A 15,210-nucleotide genomic window follows, 5' to 3' on the forward strand; every position below is an offset into this window, starting at 1 on the left:
GGACTGCAACTATCGAGGACTACCACTGGAGGCAAGCGGTACAGATCTCATGCGAGCACGACGGGCCGCCCGACAACGCAGTCCCCTACGCCACGCTCGCATCCCTGCCCAGGAGGCCCCGATGACCGTCGACTACACCGCGACCGGCTACACCCCGTCCGGCGACACCCTGACATCCCTGCACCGCAACATGTGGGCGATGGGCGACTACGCGTTGATGGCCGAGCAGGTGATGGCTCCGATCGGCCCGATCCTGGTCGGTGCCAGTGGAATCAGAGCCGGCGATCGGGTCCTCGACGTGGCCGCCGGGTCCGGCAACATCTCGATTCCGGCCGCGATGACCGGCGCCACCGTCGTTTCCAGCGACCTGACCCCCGAGCTGCTGCAGCGATCGCAATTGCGCGCGATCGAGCACAAGGTGCCGCTGCAATGGCACGAGGCCGACGCGCAGGCACTACCGTTCGCCGACGACGAGTTCGATGCGGTCCTTTCCGGGATCGGGGTGATGTTCGCCCCCGACCATCAAAGGGCCGCCGACGAGCTGATCCGGGTCTGTCGCCCCGGCGGCACCGTCGCCCTGGCGAGTTGGACACCCGAGGGGTTCTTCGGCCGAATGCTCACCGCGATCCGCCCGTATCGGTCGACCCAGACGCCGGGCGTGCCCCCGGCGGCGTTGTGGGGCCGCGATGACTACGTCGCAAACCTGTTCGGCGGCAAGGCCGAAATCATCGAAGCCCGGCGTTGCATGTTGGTGGTGGACCGCTTCGCCGACGCCCATGAGGCGCACGACTATTTCAAGGCGCACTACGGTCCGACGATCGACGCCTACCGCACCATCAGCGGCAATCGCGCGCTGGTCGCCGCCCTGGATGCCGAGCTCCTCGAACTCGCCCAACGACACATGCACCACGGCCTCATGGGCTGGCAGTACTTACTGCTGACCGCCCGCAGGATCTAGGCACACCGCCTGCACTCGGGGCCACCGCAGCCGGCGCCCAGGCCGGATCGCGCAAATCATGCGTATGGCAACAGTAGCTCTGTGTAACACTAGATGAGCGACGCCCCGCTGAGCAGCCTGAACCGAGGTGACACCGATGTCCGCCGCAGATGTGACGGCAACCGACGAGTCAGTCGATGCGATCACCGATGCACTGCTATCGGCTTCGCGGCTCTTGGTGGCCATCTCAGCGCACTCGATAGCCCAGGTAGACGAGAGCATCACTATCCCCCAGTTCCGGACGTTGGTGATCCTCGACCGCCATGGCGCGATGAATCTGGCGACCCTGGCGGGCCTGCTCGGTGTCCAGCCTTCGACTACCGGACGGATGGTCGACCGACTCGTCGGCGTCGGACTGATCGATCGGCTGCCCCACCCCACATCCCGACGTGAACTGGTGGCAGACCTGACGCCGCGCGGGCGCAGCGTGGTGCGCCGGGTCACCGACCAGCGACGGGCGGCGATCGCCCGCATCGTGGAGACATTGCCCGCGACCGAACGTCACGGACTGGTCAGCGCGCTTAGCGCATTCACCGTGGCAGGCGGGGAACCGGTCGGCCACGGTGAAGACTTCGACATCTGACCAGCGGGCCGGGCGCGGTGACAGCGTCGTCACCGATGCGAAATCACATCGCGCCACAGTTCTTGTGCTGCTCGAACGCACTCCAGGAGCGGCATCGCGGTATCGATACGCTGCGCGGTGTCCCAGTCGAAGCCCTCAGCAGTCAAAGCGGCGGCCAGCTGTGGCGTCGCGTCGGAATTGCCCGGCGCCCGGCTTCTGATGCGCTCCGCGGCAACGCCATCCGCTACGACGCAATGGATCTCGGCGATCGGAGCCAGTCGGTCGGCAGCCAGCCTGCGCGCCTCGGCACGCGCCTTCGCATCACGCCACGTACCGTCCAGAATCACTGACTGCCCATTGCCCAGGAACAGTCCCGCTCGCCGCAGGACCTCGCGATAGACGGCCGCGACGTTGGCCGCTGAATACAATCCTGTTCCCAGCGCACCTGGCTCCCCGCTCAGATGGCCGGAGCCAAGCAGTTCCTTGCGCACATCGTCGGTCGAAATCACCACTGCACCCACCTGTTCGGCGAGCGCGAGGGCAAGGGTCGACTTTCCGGATCCGGGACCACCACCGACAAGCGCCAGCCGCACCGCTCCGGCCTCAAGATGACTGACGGCAATGGACAGGTGGCGAGCCGCTGCCGCGGCGGCCCCCGGCTTTCCCTGGGTCAGCTGCACACAGTCGACTTTGGCCCGCACCGTCGCGCGGTAGGCGATATAGAAGTCGCGCAGCGATGACGGCGCGTTGTCACGCGAATACGCCACGTAGCGGTTCAGGAAATAGTCACTCAGGTCGGTGCGGCCGAGGAACTCCAGATCCATCGCAAGAAACGCGGCATCATCGATGCGGTCCAGGAAGCGAAGCTCATCGGTGAATTCCAGGCAGTCGAGCAACACCGGGTGGTTGTCCACCCAGAAGATGTCGTCGGCGAGCAGGTCGGCATGGCCATCGACGATGCAGCCTTCTTCGACACGCCCTGCGAACAACGGTGCCCGGCCAGCCAGATACTCGGCGGCAAGGCTTTCCACCCGCCGCACGGATTCGGCCGGCACGGCCGCGCCGATATGACGGTGCAAGGTCGGAAAGTTGTCGGTCCACCGTTGGTGTATCGCGTAGGGCTTGCCCAGCATGCTGATCCGCCGGCTACGTTCAGCTCGGTCATGGAAGTCGGCCAGCACCTCGGCGATCCTGTCGAGCACGGGTTCGACGTTTTCGCCGCGCGTCACCAATGAGGCAAGCCGATCATCGTCGTGGTAGCGCCGCATCACAACAATGGGTTCGGGAGCTGCGCCGGAGTCGCCGCTGAAATGACCGACCCCGAAATAGCTGTCGGGCGCAAGTCGACTGTTAAGGGCGACTTCTCGCGCGCACGCCTCCTCACGCTGCTCGGCAGTCCGGAAGTCGAGGAAGTCGGTCTGTACCGGCTTCTTGGCTTTATAGGCCCGATCGCCGGCCAAGATCACCACCCCGGAGTGCGTTTCATAGGCCGCGACGTAAGGCATGGTGGACGCCATGCCCTCTGGTGGTACCGGGTCGGGGAACTGCGAACCGACCACCGGTTTTTCCGGCACTGTCAGCTCGGGTCCGGGCGGACAACGATCACTGGAGTTCTCGCACCGTGCACGACGGCCGAACTGACCGAACCCAGCAATTGGCCGGCGAAACCACCACGGCCATGGCTGCCGACAACCACGAGCTGCGCGCTCTCGGCAGCCTCGATCAACCAGCGCGCAGGCTGCTCGCACACCACCCGCCGCTCGACCGTCACGTCCGGATACTGCTCCTGGTAGCCGGCGAGCCTCTCGGCGAGCAACTCGTGCCCCTGGACTTCATAGCCGGACCGGTCCATGTTGAGGATCGGCATGACGCCCACATCGCTCCAGGCGTGCAGTGCCACCAACGGCGCTGCGCGACGCGAGGCTTCATCAAATGCCAGTGCCGTTGCCCGCTCCGAAACCGGGGAACCGTCGATACCGACGACCACCGGCGCGCCCTTCGTGCCGGCGCGGTCAGCGCCAACCACCGCGATCCGGCCATATCCATGGTGAATCAGGCTTGTGCTCACCGAGCCCAACAACAGACGGCCGATCGAGCCGAGGCCCGTCGAGCCGGTGACCGTCATCCAGCTGCGCTTGGTGGCGTCAATCAACGTCGAGGTCACCTGTGCGTAGGCCATCTCGGTGTGGACCTCGGGCGACACGCCCTCCCCCCGGCTGGACTCGACTACCGCACGTGACTGGGCGAGGACCCTCGTCGCCTCGTCGGCCTGCCACACCGGAATTCCCTCACGCACCGGCCCGGGCGGCCATCCGGTCTCCAAGGGTGTCACCACATGCAGCAACGTGATCGGCATGTGGCGCATGATCGCCTCGTGCGTGGCCCATGCCACCGCTGCGTCAGACTCAGCCGACCCGTCAACCGCCACTACGATTCCGCGTGCCGTGCCCGCAGGTGACATCGTGCGGCCCTCCCATCATCTCGGCCGGCCGAGAGGTCAGTCGGCTCAACTGCGAAGTTACTGCGAACTCCGATGATTCGCAGGAGTCATTGGGCCTCAACACCGGTGCCATTGGCCCCTGCGGCACGGATCGATCGTCGCCGCTAGAGACCGGTCGGGTAGGTCTCCGGCGTCTGCCCGGCGAGCCACAGGCTGGTCACGTCCAGCGGTTCCACCGCCCGGGTCTGATCGATATGGATGATCGCATCGAAGAGGTCGGCCGGCCGGATGTGGAAGTAGTGGCTGTGTCTTTCGGTCGCGGGCCGATAGATCACACCGACGGCCCGGCTCAACCGCACCTGGTCCAACGGACTGCTGGACGGTGAACCGGTGGGCATCGTCACCAGGAACGCATCCCTGCCGGTGGCATGCAAGAGATCCTCGAGACTGCCCTCGAGGGCGGGGCGGACACTCTTGCGTTGAGTTGGACCACCCCATTCGCTGGCCGCGGTGACGGTACCGGCGTAGGTGCTGAACCCAATGAGACGCGCCTGGGCGCCATGGCTCTCGCGAACAAGCTGACCGAGGGTCAGCTGACCGTCGCCGGACATCTCCGTCGCCCTACCATCACCGACGTGTGAGTTGTGTGCCCACACCACAATTCGCGCCGGCGCGGCTGGATCACGTCCCCGGTCCAGCTGGATCAGCAGCGCATCGAGAGTCTGCGCCATATGCCTGTCACGCAGGTTCCACGAGGTGACCCGCCCGCTGAACATGGTGCGGTAGTACTCCTCTGCACTGCGCACGGTTTGGGCGTTCTGCACTGCGTCGAACAGCTCGTCCTGGGCCACCGTCCCGTCCTGCTGGGCATAGCTCAAAGCGTTGCGCTGCAGGTCCACCAATTGCGAGATCGCTTCACGCTCGCACGACGGACCCGCTCCGAATGCGGCACCGTATCCGTAGGCCTGACCGTCGTCGGCCGAGGCGTGATCGAAGCACGCGTAACGAGTGCGGGCCCGTTCGGCCGCGGCCGGATCAACAGTATCGAGGTAGGCGACCACTTCGTGCATAGAGCGATGGAGGCTGTACAGGTCAAGGCCATAGAAGCCGGTGTGGCGCTGGCCCGCTGAACTGCACTCTTGGTTATGGGCGTAGAGCCAGTCGACGAAGTCACGAACCACCACATTGCTCCACATCCACGCCGGGAACCGCTCGAATCCGCTCAGGGCCTCATCGGCAACCTGGTCGTCGCCAAGACCTCGGACATAGCGGTTGACCCGGTAGGCGTCCGGCCAGTCTGCCTCCGCAGCAACCGCGCAGAAGCCCTTCTCCCCTATCAGCCACTTCGTGATCTCGGCCCGCGCCGCGTAGAACTCGTGGGTGCCGTGCGAGCTTTCGCCGATCAACACAATGCGGGCGTCGCCGATCAACTCTTCCAGCGCATCCGGTGGCGGTACGCCGGCTGGGGCGCGAACCGCTGATCGACCGATGACGTCCTCGGCAGCCGGCAGTGACTGGCTGCGGGCCGGCGCCACGGCGGTCGGGGTGTTCAGGTATCGGCGGACCTCGTCATCGGTGACCTGACTGAAGTCCCAAAAAGATTCCCCGACAGCGTGAAACGGTGTTGGCATAGTCGCACACACCATGTTGTCGACGAGGCCCGCAAACTCTCTACAGGTGGACTCGGGAGCCGCTGGCACCGCGAGCACCAGGTGTGCCGGCTCGGCATCCCGCAGGGCCTGCACCGCCGCGAGCATGCTGGCACCGGTGGCCAGTCCGTCGTCCACCACGATGACGGTTCGGCCGGCCACCTCCAAGGGTGGGCGGCCACCGCGATAGGCCGCCTCCCGGCGGACCAATTCCTTGCTTTCCCGTTCGGCCACGTCGCGCAGTTGTTGCGGGGTAATCCGAAGGTCGCGCACCAGATCGTCATTGACGACGATGCGGCCACCGCTGGCCAATGCTCCCATTGCCAGCTCTTCGTGGCCGGGAGCGCCCAGTTTGCGCACGATGAATGCGTCCAACGGAGCCCGGAGCGCTGAAGCGACTTCCCAGGCGACGGGTATCCCGCCGCGCGCCAAGCCGAGTACCAACACGTCGTCACGATCGCGATAGGCCGTGAGCAGGCCGGCTAAGACCTGACCCGCCTCACTGCGGTCACGAAAAATCCGTCGCGGCGGCTCGCTGACCTCGGCCGCGCCGGCCATCACGGTTCCCTCATGATGTCGTCTCCCTGTGATCGACGACGAGATAATCATCCATTCCACCCCCGGATGCCCCATAGCGAAAGAGGGCGGAAGTCCCGAATCTTGGGGACGTCCGTCGCCTCGCGTTGCCGGAACGCGATGCCGGCCTATCGGCACCGATATCTCCCCATCCGCCCGAAAGAGGCCGCCCCAGAGAATGCCGTCCGCAAACTCTTGCGGCGGGGCCAAATCCGGTGGTGCAATAGCCTTATCACTTCGGATACGGCAGCTGCCGAGTCGACAGCCACCGCCCCTTCCACGGAGGCACAGCACATGTCATATCGCAGCAAGCACCCTTGACGTCGGTCAGGCACCGGAGAGCACTCGCACAGCAAAGAAACAGTCTGGTGGAGACGCAGCGCTGTTCAAACCACCCTTAACCACCGGGCAATTGTCGAGGCGAGCACAAGGTGGCGGCAGCCTTCCTCGTCGTTGGTCGGCGGTGGGCATGGCCCATAGAGAACGGAGACCCGTTCATGATTATCTCCAGGGTGATCCACCCCGGAATTACGGTAGCCGCGACTATAGCGGCGAGCATTTCACTGCAGCAGTTCAACATTGCCATGGCAGATCCGAATCAGGACGATCAATTTCTGGCCGTCCTACAAAGTAAACAGATCCCCGCCCTTGAGAACGTCGCGACTGTCGTTGCCGCCGGCCACACCGTCTGCCGCGAACTCGATGACGGAATGCCCGCCGCCAACATATTGGATGGCCTGAAGAATGACGCGTACCACATGGATCCACTCCTGCAGAACCAGCCGGCGCGCGTCTCGGCGACCATGAGCCGTTTCATCGCGGCTGCGGTCGAGGTCTACTGCCCAGGCGATAACAACAAGATCGCTTCGCTGATGTCGATGTCGGCCGGACCCCCACCCAGACCAGCGCAGTTGTTCGCCGTGGCGGGCTACCGCACCATGACCGCGCCGGGCCCTGGCTCAGGGCGCGCTGCGGGCACAGCAGCCGGATTGTCGCTCGGCACAGCGGCCACCGGCGACCTGTCCCAACCCCAGCCCCCGGTTGTTCCGTCGCCCAAGGCGCCGAAGGCGAAAATTCCGCATACTCCCCGGGCGGTCACAAAACGCCCGGTGCCACAGCGGCCACCTTCGCCCCCGCGAGTCCAACCTCCACCACCGCAGCAGCCGCCACCTGTACCGCAGGCCGAACCTCCCGACACCGGGCCGCAACCGGGCGGGGCCGCCGAGGGCGGCGGCCCCGGCGGCGGTCGCGGAGGTGACGGCCCGCCCGAGCCACCTCAGGTCCTGCCGCCTGAGCCACCGCAGGTCCTGCCGCCCGAGCCACCACCGAGTGGGCCGCGGCCACCGGGAATGATCCAGCTCGTTCCCTGGTGAGCTGTCAGATCCACTACCCACGCCGCTGATCGCCGCCCTCGGTCGCGCCCAGGCCGAGGACCTACGGCCCTATCGCCGGACTCGGGTTGACACCACGATGTACGACAGGGAGAGACCGGAGGCCGACAAATGGCTGCCTCGTTTGTAGAAACCACAACGATCCGGGATGCGGTCTGGACCGCCTCCCGCGCCCCGTCGATACACAACATCCAACCGTGGCGCTGGGTGCTGGACACCGATGAACTCCAGCTGTATCTGGACCGCAACCGCGTGCTGCCGTCCGATCGTGCCGGCCGGGAGGCCGTCATAGGCTGCGGCGCGACGCTGGATCACCTGCGCGTCGCACTGGCCGCGGACGGTCTGGCGTGCAACGTCGAGCGATTCCCCAACCCCAACGATCCCGACCATCTCGCGTCGATCCAGTTCTCGCCGATGAGCTATGTCACCGACGGCCACCGCCGTCGCGCCGAAGCGATCTGGGCACGTCGCAGTGACAGGTTGCCGCTGAATCCGCCCCCGGACTGGGATTCGTTCGAGCCCGTACTGCGCAGCCGTGTCAGAGAGTACGGGGCCCGGCTCGACGTGCTGCCCGAGAGCACCCGCCCTCGACTGGCGCAGGCGTCGCGGTTCTCCGAGTCTCTGCGCCTCTACGACTCCGCATACCATGCCGAATTGCACCGGTGGGCAGTGCCATTCGCGTCCTCTGACGGTATTCCCTACGACGCGTTGGCTTCGGCCGCCGAAGACGAGCGCGTGGCTGTCGGTCGCCGCTTTCCCACGCCGCATCACCCCGAGCGCCGCACCCAGATCGGCGAGGACATGGCGACGGTCGTGGTGGTGTCCACCACGACCGATGACCGCGCCGACGCGTTGGCTGCCGGCGAGGAGCTCTCTGCGGTATTGCTGGAGTCCACCATGGCGGGTTTGGCGTCCTGCCCGCTGACACATCTCACCGAAGTGCAGGTGGCCCGCGACATTGTCGAAACGCTGGTCAACAGCAACGCCATTCCCCAGGTTCTCGTGCGGATCGGTCAGGCGCCCGCCTCCGACGAGCAGCAGAGGCGTACCGCGCGGCGTCCGCTCGATGACGTACTGACCATCCGCGGCAGATAGGACCGGCCATGGTCGGGTCGCGCTGCTCACCCCCTCGTGTAGTCGTCGGTCTCGACGCTTCCCGCGCGGCGTTGCAGGCCGCGATGTGGGCCGTCGACGAGGCCGTGCACCATCAGATTCCGCTGCGCCTGCTGTATGCGATCGACGAACACAGCCCCGGGTCCAGCGATCAGGAGGCGGACTTCGCCGCCGCCGAAAGGGCAGTGGCCAAGGCGATTTCGCTGATACAAGACCTGGAATCACCCATCCAGGTGGAGACCGAGATCGTGCGGTGCCGCGCGGTCACGGCATTGCTGGAAGCCTCCCGGTCGGCGGCCATGGTGTGCGTGGGCTCCATCGGAATCCGTCACATCGCGCGCGGTCGCATCGGTACCACCTGGTCAGCGCTGCTGGCTTCATCGCCTTGCCCGGTAGCGGTCGTGCCCCGGACTCGCCATCCCAGCACTCGTGGAATCGAACCGGTATTGGCGGTGGTGGATAACTCTTCAGCCGCCGACGCAGTGCTGGAGCTCGGTGTCACCGAGGCATGCCTTCGCAGTGCGCCCCTGCACGTCTTCATCTTGCGGAACCTCCACCGTCGCACGTCCGGATATGCGACCGCACCACTGGACCCGCACACCGTCGCGGACATCGAACGCCGCATAGACCACTGGCAAGCCACAGAGCCCGGGCTCGACATCGAGGTCGTCAGCGGCCATCACGACCTGCTCAACTACCTTGAGCAGCTACAACGCCATGCGACGCCCCTCCAACTGATCGTCGTCGACCCGCGACGACCCGGCCCCCTGGACGAACTGCTGGGTGTCGCTGCGCGTGCATCGCTGGAGGCTGCCGGTTGTACCGTGCTGACCTGCGAGCGGCGCGAATGGTTGTGATCGCCGGGGACCCAGCAACCGTCAGCCGATGTGGAGCGGATCGATCTGGACCCGCACCGGGTGGTGAGTTCCCCGCGCGCTGAGTACCCCGATGCTGTGGCGAAGCGCGGCCGCCAGCGCCAGACCGTGCTCGCGAGTCACCCGAACCAGCATCCGGATCACGTCCAGCTGTTCGGGCACACCGGCTGGCCGCCGCACCCCCGGAGGCAGCGGCACCGGGCCGAGCACATCTGCACCGGCCGGCAACCGCGCCTGTTCCAGCAGCGTCGTCACGGACTCGGAGTCACCGTCGAGGGCCGCAATGTGCACCGCCGGCGGTAGTCCCACCTCAGTTCGGGTGTCCAGTTCGGCTTCGGCGTGGCCGACCGGGTCCCAGCGGATGAGGGCCTGCACCGTCGGGATCGACGATTCGGCGACCACCGTCACCAGACCGCCCGATTCGCGGTTGCGCACCAGGGCCGCCGCGGCCATCCAGCGACGGAGGGTGTCCTCGGCCGCTCGCAGATCCTGGCGACCCAACAATGCCCAACTGTCCAGCAACAGCGCCGCACCGTATCCCTGCGGAGCGTCGGGTTCGGCACCGGGTGTGGCGATGACCAAAGCCGGGCCGTCCTGGATACGGTCCACGATGGTGTCTCCCGCGGAGGTGACCACCGGGACGCCCGAGAAGGCTCGGCCGAGCTCCTCGGCGGTACGCCGAGCGCCGATCACCACCGCCCGCACCGCATCGGACCCGCAACGCGCACACCGCAGGGCGGGATCGGCCCGACCGCACCAGCGACAGACCGCCGAACGACCCCGCTCCGGCAACGACAGCGGCCCGGTGCAATGGCGGCAGCGAGCGATGGTGCGGCACCGCCCACATGCCAGGGAAGGGACATAACCCCGCCGGGGCACCTGCACCAGCACCGGAGCACCGGCGGCAAGGGCACTGCGCGCACTCTGCATGGCGATCGTCGGCAACCGGGCGCTGCGTGCCGCGGCGTCGCGCTGCTCGGCATATCCGGTGTCGTCGAGGGCCATCACGCGGGGAGCGGCACCGCGCAGCACTGCCCTGGGCGCCACCACATCGTGTGCCCAACCACTGCGTACCAGGGCGTGCGCCTCCGCGGTGCGGGCATATCCGCCGATCAGTGCCGCACAGCCCGCCAGGTGCGCCCGCAGCATCGCGACCTCGCGCGCATGCGGGTAGGGCGCGCGCGGTTCGGCCAGCGAATCGTCCCCGTCGTCCCAGACCATCACCAGACCCAGATCGGCCAGCGGGGCGAACACCGCGCTGCGCGTTCCAATGACCATCCGTGCTCCACCACGCAGCACCGCCAGCCAGCGCCGGTATCGCATGGCCGGCCCCAGGCCCGCCGACAATGCGACGACCGCTTCCTCGTCGATCCGGGCCGTCACCGCCCGCCACAGCGCGTCGACGTCACGCTGGTCGGGCACGATGGCCAGCGCTGTGCGTCCAGCGCGGATCGTCTGGGCCGCTGCGTCGACGAACCTCTCGGTCCACGAATCACCCGGGGCCACCTGCCACACGGCACGAGCGGCCCGACCTTCGCCGAGCGCAGCCAACCATGCCGCGCCCGCCCCGTACTGTCGCCACCCCGATGGGTCGACGGGCGCAATGACCGGCAGGGCGGGGCTTGCGGTCACTTCGCGCTCCACCCGCGCATGCCGCGGCGGTACCGCCAATCGCAGCACGTCGGGCCGGGTTCCCGCATACCGCGCTGCCACCGCCTCCACCAGCCGACGTACCTCATCGGTCAGTACCGGCTCTGCCGAGACCACCCGTTCCAGCCGGCCCAGCCGGCCCACGTGGTCGGTGTCGGCGCGCCGCTCCAGCACGAAAGCATCGACCAGTCGGCCGTGGAAGCGCACCCGCACCCGCGTTCCGGGCCGGGCGTCCTCGGACTGCTCGGGTGTCACCAGATAGTCGAATTCGCGGTCCAGGTGCGGTACCGACAGCATCGGCAGCACCCGCGCCACCGGGTCATCGGGGCCAAGGGCCGGTTCCCGATTCCCCTCTCCGCCGTCGACGCTCACCACGCAGGTCTAGCAGACGCCGCCGTCCGGGTCATCCGGCGGACCACAGCTGTGTATCGGCGCAGACGCGCCTCACCTGACTGATCTAGCTTGCAGCGGTATGCGCGAACAGCACGGGGCAGCCGCGCTCGCAGCACTGGGCGGGGAAGCCGACCTGGCCGCGCGGCTACAGCTGTCGGCGAGATCCGATCTCGTGCTTGCCGCCGCGATACGCGAATCCGCCGAGGTCGTCCGCTCCGGCGGTCGACGGCTCGAGGACATCCATGCCCAGATCCGTGACGCGCTGGATCGTCGACGACCACTCGGGTGGGACACCCCGACCGCTGCCCGTCAAGCGCAGATCTTTATGGCCGCCAAGGCCCGCGAGAGCTACCGGGTGATCGCTGACGCCGTCGCCGACAGCCGGCGCCAGGCGACCCTGCTGCGATCGGTTCGCGGCGGCTACGCACTGTCGGCCCGGATGCGCGACCGGCTCAACCGGCAGGCGCTGGCTGACGATCTACGTCGCGTCGAGTGCGCCACGTCGGCGATCAGCACCGACGAGATGGTGCGCTACCGCAACGCGCTGCAGGTCCGTGACGGCCTGGCCGCCAACGGCTCCGACGACGCGGAGCCGGTGCTGCTACTCACCTACGAGCCGGCCGCCTTCGAGGGCCGTGGCCGGGCCGCGATCGCCATCGGGGACCCCGACACCGCCGACAACACCACGTTTCTGGTTCCCGGTGTGCGCAGCAGCGTCCGAGGGGGCTATCTCGCGTCCCCCGATGGCCGCAACATCTACCGCGAGGTGGTTCAGGCCGACCCCGACCGCACCAATTCGGTCATTGTGTGGATGGGTTACCGCACCCCCGACAGCCTGGTCGATCCCGCGGTGGCGCAGCCGGCCGCTGCGCGGGCCGGCGGCCGGCTTCTGGCCGCGGATGTCACCGCTGTGGCCATGTCGCACATCGGCCCCACCCACGTCACCGTGATCGGCCACTCATACGGCTCGACGACGGTGGCGGACGCGGCGGCGTCGGCGGGGATGCGCGCCGACGACGTGGTGCTGGTCGGATCGCCGGGGACCGATCTGGCGCACAACGCCAGCGACTTTCACCTTCCGTCCGGAGGGCACGTGTACGTCGGGGCCGCGTCGGCGGATCCGATCACCGGCTTCGGCGGGCAACCACAACTGCCGGTACCCGGGACGTCGGCGACGGTCGGGCTCGGTGCCGATCCCGCCACCGACGGCTACGGGTCCACCCGATTCAAAGCGGAATCGCCCGGGGTGGCGTTGCCGATGACCGGCCACAGCTCCTACTTCGATCCCGCCGGCGAATCCCTCTTCAGCATCGGCGACATCGCCTCGGGGCACGGCGATGCGCTGGCCAGACACCACATGACCGCACCGCACCGCCTGCGCCTGCCCGCCTTCGATCCCGAAAGGTTGCGCCCCGGGACCGGCGGTCACCGACACTGAGCGTGCCGCGAACCTCAGTCCTGCTGCGCCGCTTCAGCACTGCGCGACCGGCCGAAGAAGAAGCCGGCCGTGATCAGCATCACCGCTGCCGCGTAGGTCCACCAGACCGGCACCGCGAGCATCTCGTTGCCCAATACGAACTTGCTGATCGCGATCATCGAGTCCGACACCGCAAAGCACACCGCACCGACCGCGGTCCAGGGCGTGGGCAGCTTCGCCAGCAGTGCCGCGCACACCATCGCTGCAAGCACCGCGACATACACCGCCACGGGCACAGTCATCCCTTCACGGGCCATTCCGGGCCAGAGCCAGGCCAGCATGGCCAAGCAGCTGACGCAGACCACGCCCACTCCGACGAGCCCGCCACGCGTCACCGCGGCCAGCGGGAGCAGTGCGCCGAGAAAACACAGATGCGCCAACAGGAAAGCCGTCAGACCCGCGACGAAGGAGGGCTCCCACCACGGGATCGCCAGCAACCAGTCACCCGTTGCCGACAGGATCAGTGCCGGGATCAGCCAGCGGGCCTCCCGCAGGATTGGATGTGCGGCCGCGGCGAACGCCAGCAGCACGGCCATGGCCGCCTTGAACGCCGGCTGACCGATCCACTGCCCCGTCAGCTCCGCTCCTGGCCCCGAACGCAACGCCACCACCGTCAAGAAGAGGCCGTAGGCCACTCCCAGCCATCCCGCAGCCGCCCAGGCGATAAAGACACGCCGGGTTGCGTACGGTGTTTCTATGCCAGCAATCGATCCCATAGTGCTGAAGGTACTGGACGCCATCCCGTTCCGATTGACACTGGATAACGGTGCCGAGGCGGCGCGGCGCACGATGCGCGACCTGCCGCGGCGGCCGGTACACCCGGAGCTGCCCAGCGAAGACAGGGTGATCGACGGCCCCGGTGGTGACCTGGCCATCCGCATCTACCGCCCGGCAGGCACCGACTCCGGGGCCGCGCCGGTCGTGGTCTTCTTCCACGGCGGCGGCTTCGTCGCCGGTGACCTCGACACCCACGACGGCACGGCCCGGATGCATGCCGGCGACGTGGGAGCGGTGGTGGTGTCGGTGGACTACCGGCTGGCCCCTGAGCACCCCTTCCCCGCCGCCGTCGAGGACGCGTTGGCGGCCACCGAGTGGGTGGCCGCGCACGCCGCCGAGCTGGGCGTCGATCCGAACAGGCTGGCGGTGGCCGGGGACTCGGCCGGCGGAAACCTGGCCGCAGTGGTTTCCCAGCTGGCTCGCGACGCCGGTGGGCCCTCGATCGCGTTCCAGCTGCTGTGGTACCCGGCGACCACCTACGACGGCAGCTTGGCGTCGTTCACCGAGAACGCCCACGCGCCGATCATCGACAGCGACGCGATCGCCGCGTTGACGCTGGCCTACGCCGGGCACCTCGATCTCAGCGATCCGCCTGCGACGCTGGCCCCCGCTCGCGCGGCAAACCTGGCCGACCTGCCTCCGGCCTATATCGCGGTGGCCGGCCATGACCCGCTGCGCGATGACGGCATCCGCTACGGCGAGCTGCTGGCCGCCGCCGGAGTGCCGGTGCAGGTGCACAATGCCGAGACCCTCGTTCACGGGTATCTGGGCTACGCCGGGGTGATCCCGGCAGCCACCGAGGCCGCCGACTTGGGACTGGCCGCCCTGCGCGATGCTCTGGGCTGATGCGATGCGGCTGAACCAGATCACCATCGGCAGCACCGACCTGGACCGCGCCGAACGGTTCTACTGGCTGCTGGGTCTGCGGTTGATCGTCAAGACGGATGACTATCTACGGTTCGAATGCCCTTCCGGCGACAGCACCTTCTCGGTGGAGCGCGTCAGCGACGTCCCGGCCGGTGAGCAGGTGACGATCTACTTCGAAGCCGACGATCTGGACCAGCAGTACCAGCGGCTGCGGGATGCCGTGGAATTCACCCAGTCCCCCACCGACATGCCCTGGCTGTGGCGGGAGGCCCGGCTGCGTGATCCCGATGGCCACCGGCTGTGCCTGTTTCGGGCGGGTACGGCCCGCCGCACTCCACCGTGGCGTCTGCCGACCCAGGATTTGCCCTAACAGCACCCCGATCCGCCGGTGGTCGCGCTAGCGTCGACCTCGATCGACGGCGGCGGCGGCGGTGAGGAGCAGA

General features: G+C 67.6%; 13 protein-coding genes. 8 read left to right on the top strand and 5 right to left on the bottom strand.

Annotation, left to right across the window (positions count from 1 at the left end):
* The first annotated feature begins 121 nt into the window (after positions 1 to 121).
* Together BST15_RS03585 and BST15_RS03590 are read left to right on the top strand one after the other, a co-directional pair.
* On the top strand, positions 122 to 958 hold the full coding sequence (locus BST15_RS03585; RefSeq protein ID WP_046188036.1) for a class I SAM-dependent methyltransferase: 837 nt from the start codon (positions 122 to 124) through the stop codon (positions 956 to 958).
* A 136-nt stretch (positions 959 to 1,094) separates the two neighbouring features.
* On the top strand, positions 1,095 to 1,580 hold the full coding sequence (locus BST15_RS03590; protein ID WP_046188035.1) for a MarR family winged helix-turn-helix transcriptional regulator: 486 nt from the start codon (positions 1,095 to 1,097) through the stop codon (positions 1,578 to 1,580).
* A gap of 29 nt (positions 1,581 to 1,609) precedes the next feature.
* Here the strand turns inward: BST15_RS03590 and BST15_RS03595 are convergent, their stop codons facing one another.
* From BST15_RS03595 to BST15_RS03605, 3 genes are all read right to left on the bottom strand, one after another.
* Entirely contained in the window at positions 1,610 to 3,064 is a 1,455-nt protein-coding gene (locus tag BST15_RS03595) for a bifunctional aminoglycoside phosphotransferase/ATP-binding protein (RefSeq protein WP_052751367.1), read from the bottom strand.
* Positions 3,065 to 3,135: 71 nt separating this feature from the next.
* Complete coding sequence (locus BST15_RS03600) at positions 3,136 to 4,020, bottom strand: universal stress protein (protein ID WP_046188034.1); 885 nt, start codon at positions 4,018 to 4,020, stop codon at positions 3,136 to 3,138.
* A gap of 143 nt (positions 4,021 to 4,163) precedes the next feature.
* Positions 4,164 to 6,206 carry an erythromycin esterase family protein gene (locus BST15_RS03605; RefSeq protein ID WP_046188033.1) on the bottom strand — a complete coding sequence of 681 codons (2,043 nt, stop codon included), beginning with the start codon at positions 6,204 to 6,206 and terminating at the stop codon, positions 4,164 to 4,166.
* A 602-nt stretch (positions 6,207 to 6,808) separates the two neighbouring features.
* Between BST15_RS03605 and BST15_RS03610 the strand changes: the two genes are divergently transcribed.
* The 3 genes from BST15_RS03610 to BST15_RS03620 all read left to right on the top strand — a co-directional run bounded on the left by BST15_RS03610 (position 6,809) and on the right by BST15_RS03620 (position 9,585).
* Positions 6,809 to 7,597 (top strand): DUF732 domain-containing protein, encoded by a 789-nt coding sequence (locus BST15_RS03610; protein WP_234708198.1) that lies wholly within the window; start codon positions 6,809 to 6,811, stop codon positions 7,595 to 7,597.
* A 129-nt stretch (positions 7,598 to 7,726) separates the two neighbouring features.
* Complete coding sequence (locus tag BST15_RS03615) at positions 7,727 to 8,710, top strand: Acg family FMN-binding oxidoreductase (RefSeq protein WP_046188032.1); 984 nt, start codon at positions 7,727 to 7,729, stop codon at positions 8,708 to 8,710.
* An 8-nt stretch (positions 8,711 to 8,718) separates the two neighbouring features.
* Positions 8,719 to 9,585 (top strand): universal stress protein, encoded by an 867-nt coding sequence (locus BST15_RS03620; RefSeq protein WP_046188031.1) that lies wholly within the window; start codon positions 8,719 to 8,721, stop codon positions 9,583 to 9,585.
* A 21-nt stretch (positions 9,586 to 9,606) separates the two neighbouring features.
* Here BST15_RS03620 and BST15_RS03625 read toward each other — a convergent pair whose 3' ends face one another.
* Entirely contained in the window at positions 9,607 to 11,550 is a 1,944-nt protein-coding gene (locus BST15_RS03625) for a primosomal protein N' (RefSeq protein WP_046188075.1), read from the bottom strand.
* A gap of 175 nt (positions 11,551 to 11,725) precedes the next feature.
* Here BST15_RS03625 and BST15_RS03630 point away from each other — a divergent pair, with 175 nt between their 5' ends.
* Positions 11,726 to 13,084, top strand: a complete 1,359-nt coding sequence (locus BST15_RS03630) for an alpha/beta fold hydrolase (RefSeq protein ID WP_046188030.1) — start codon at positions 11,726 to 11,728, stop codon at positions 13,082 to 13,084.
* 14 nt (positions 13,085 to 13,098) lie between these two features.
* Here the strand turns inward: BST15_RS03630 and BST15_RS03635 are convergent, their stop codons facing one another.
* The gene (locus BST15_RS03635; RefSeq protein WP_046188074.1) at positions 13,099 to 13,821 is read right to left on the bottom strand and encodes a lysoplasmalogenase; all 723 of its coding nucleotides are present in this window, start codon (positions 13,819 to 13,821) and stop codon (positions 13,099 to 13,101) included.
* Here BST15_RS03635 and BST15_RS03640 point away from each other — a divergent pair.
* A complete protein-coding gene (locus BST15_RS03640; protein WP_046188029.1) occupies positions 13,820 to 14,746 on the top strand; it encodes an alpha/beta hydrolase in 927 nt (308 codons plus the stop codon). The genes BST15_RS03635 and BST15_RS03640 overlap by 2 nt on opposite strands.
* 4 nt (positions 14,747 to 14,750) lie before the next feature.
* On the top strand, positions 14,751 to 15,137 hold the full coding sequence (locus BST15_RS03645) for a VOC family protein (RefSeq protein WP_046188073.1): 387 nt from the start codon (positions 14,751 to 14,753) through the stop codon (positions 15,135 to 15,137).
* Positions 15,138 to 15,210: the final 73 nt, after the last annotated feature.

It is taken from the genome of Mycolicibacter arupensis, from assembly GCF_002086515.1.
In the GTDB taxonomy this organism is placed as follows: Bacteria; Actinomycetota; Actinomycetes; order Mycobacteriales; family Mycobacteriaceae; genus Mycobacterium; species Mycobacterium arupense.

Excerpts from the sequence above, each read along its gene's own strand:
- BST15_RS03610 (WP_234708198.1), top strand. The coding sequence starts at position 6,809 with ATGGCAGATCCGAATCAGGACGATCAATTTCTGGCCGTCCTACAAAGT.
- BST15_RS03620 (WP_046188031.1), top strand. The coding sequence starts at position 8,719 with ATGGTCGGGTCGCGCTGCTCACCCCCTCGTGTAGTCGTCGGTCTCGAC.
- BST15_RS03640 (WP_046188029.1), top strand. The coding sequence starts at position 13,820 with ATGCCAGCAATCGATCCCATAGTGCTGAAGGTACTGGACGCCATCCCG.
- BST15_RS03605 (WP_046188033.1), bottom strand. The coding sequence starts at position 6,206 with ATGGCCGGCGCGGCCGAGGTCAGCGAGCCGCCGCGACGGATTTTTCGT.
- BST15_RS03615 (WP_046188032.1), top strand. The coding sequence starts at position 7,727 with ATGGCTGCCTCGTTTGTAGAAACCACAACGATCCGGGATGCGGTCTGG.
- BST15_RS03645 (WP_046188073.1), top strand. The coding sequence starts at position 14,751 with ATGCGGCTGAACCAGATCACCATCGGCAGCACCGACCTGGACCGCGCC.
- BST15_RS03630 (WP_046188030.1), top strand. The coding sequence starts at position 11,726 with ATGCGCGAACAGCACGGGGCAGCCGCGCTCGCAGCACTGGGCGGGGAA.
- BST15_RS03595 (WP_052751367.1), bottom strand. The coding sequence starts at position 3,064 with ATGCCTTACGTCGCGGCCTATGAAACGCACTCCGGGGTGGTGATCTTG.
- BST15_RS03600 (WP_046188034.1), bottom strand. The coding sequence starts at position 4,020 with ATGTCACCTGCGGGCACGGCACGCGGAATCGTAGTGGCGGTTGACGGG.
- BST15_RS03585 (WP_046188036.1), top strand. The coding sequence starts at position 122 with ATGACCGTCGACTACACCGCGACCGGCTACACCCCGTCCGGCGACACC.
- BST15_RS03625 (WP_046188075.1), bottom strand. The coding sequence starts at position 11,550 with ATGCTGTCGGTACCGCACCTGGACCGCGAATTCGACTATCTGGTGACA.
- BST15_RS03590 (WP_046188035.1), top strand. The coding sequence starts at position 1,095 with ATGTCCGCCGCAGATGTGACGGCAACCGACGAGTCAGTCGATGCGATC.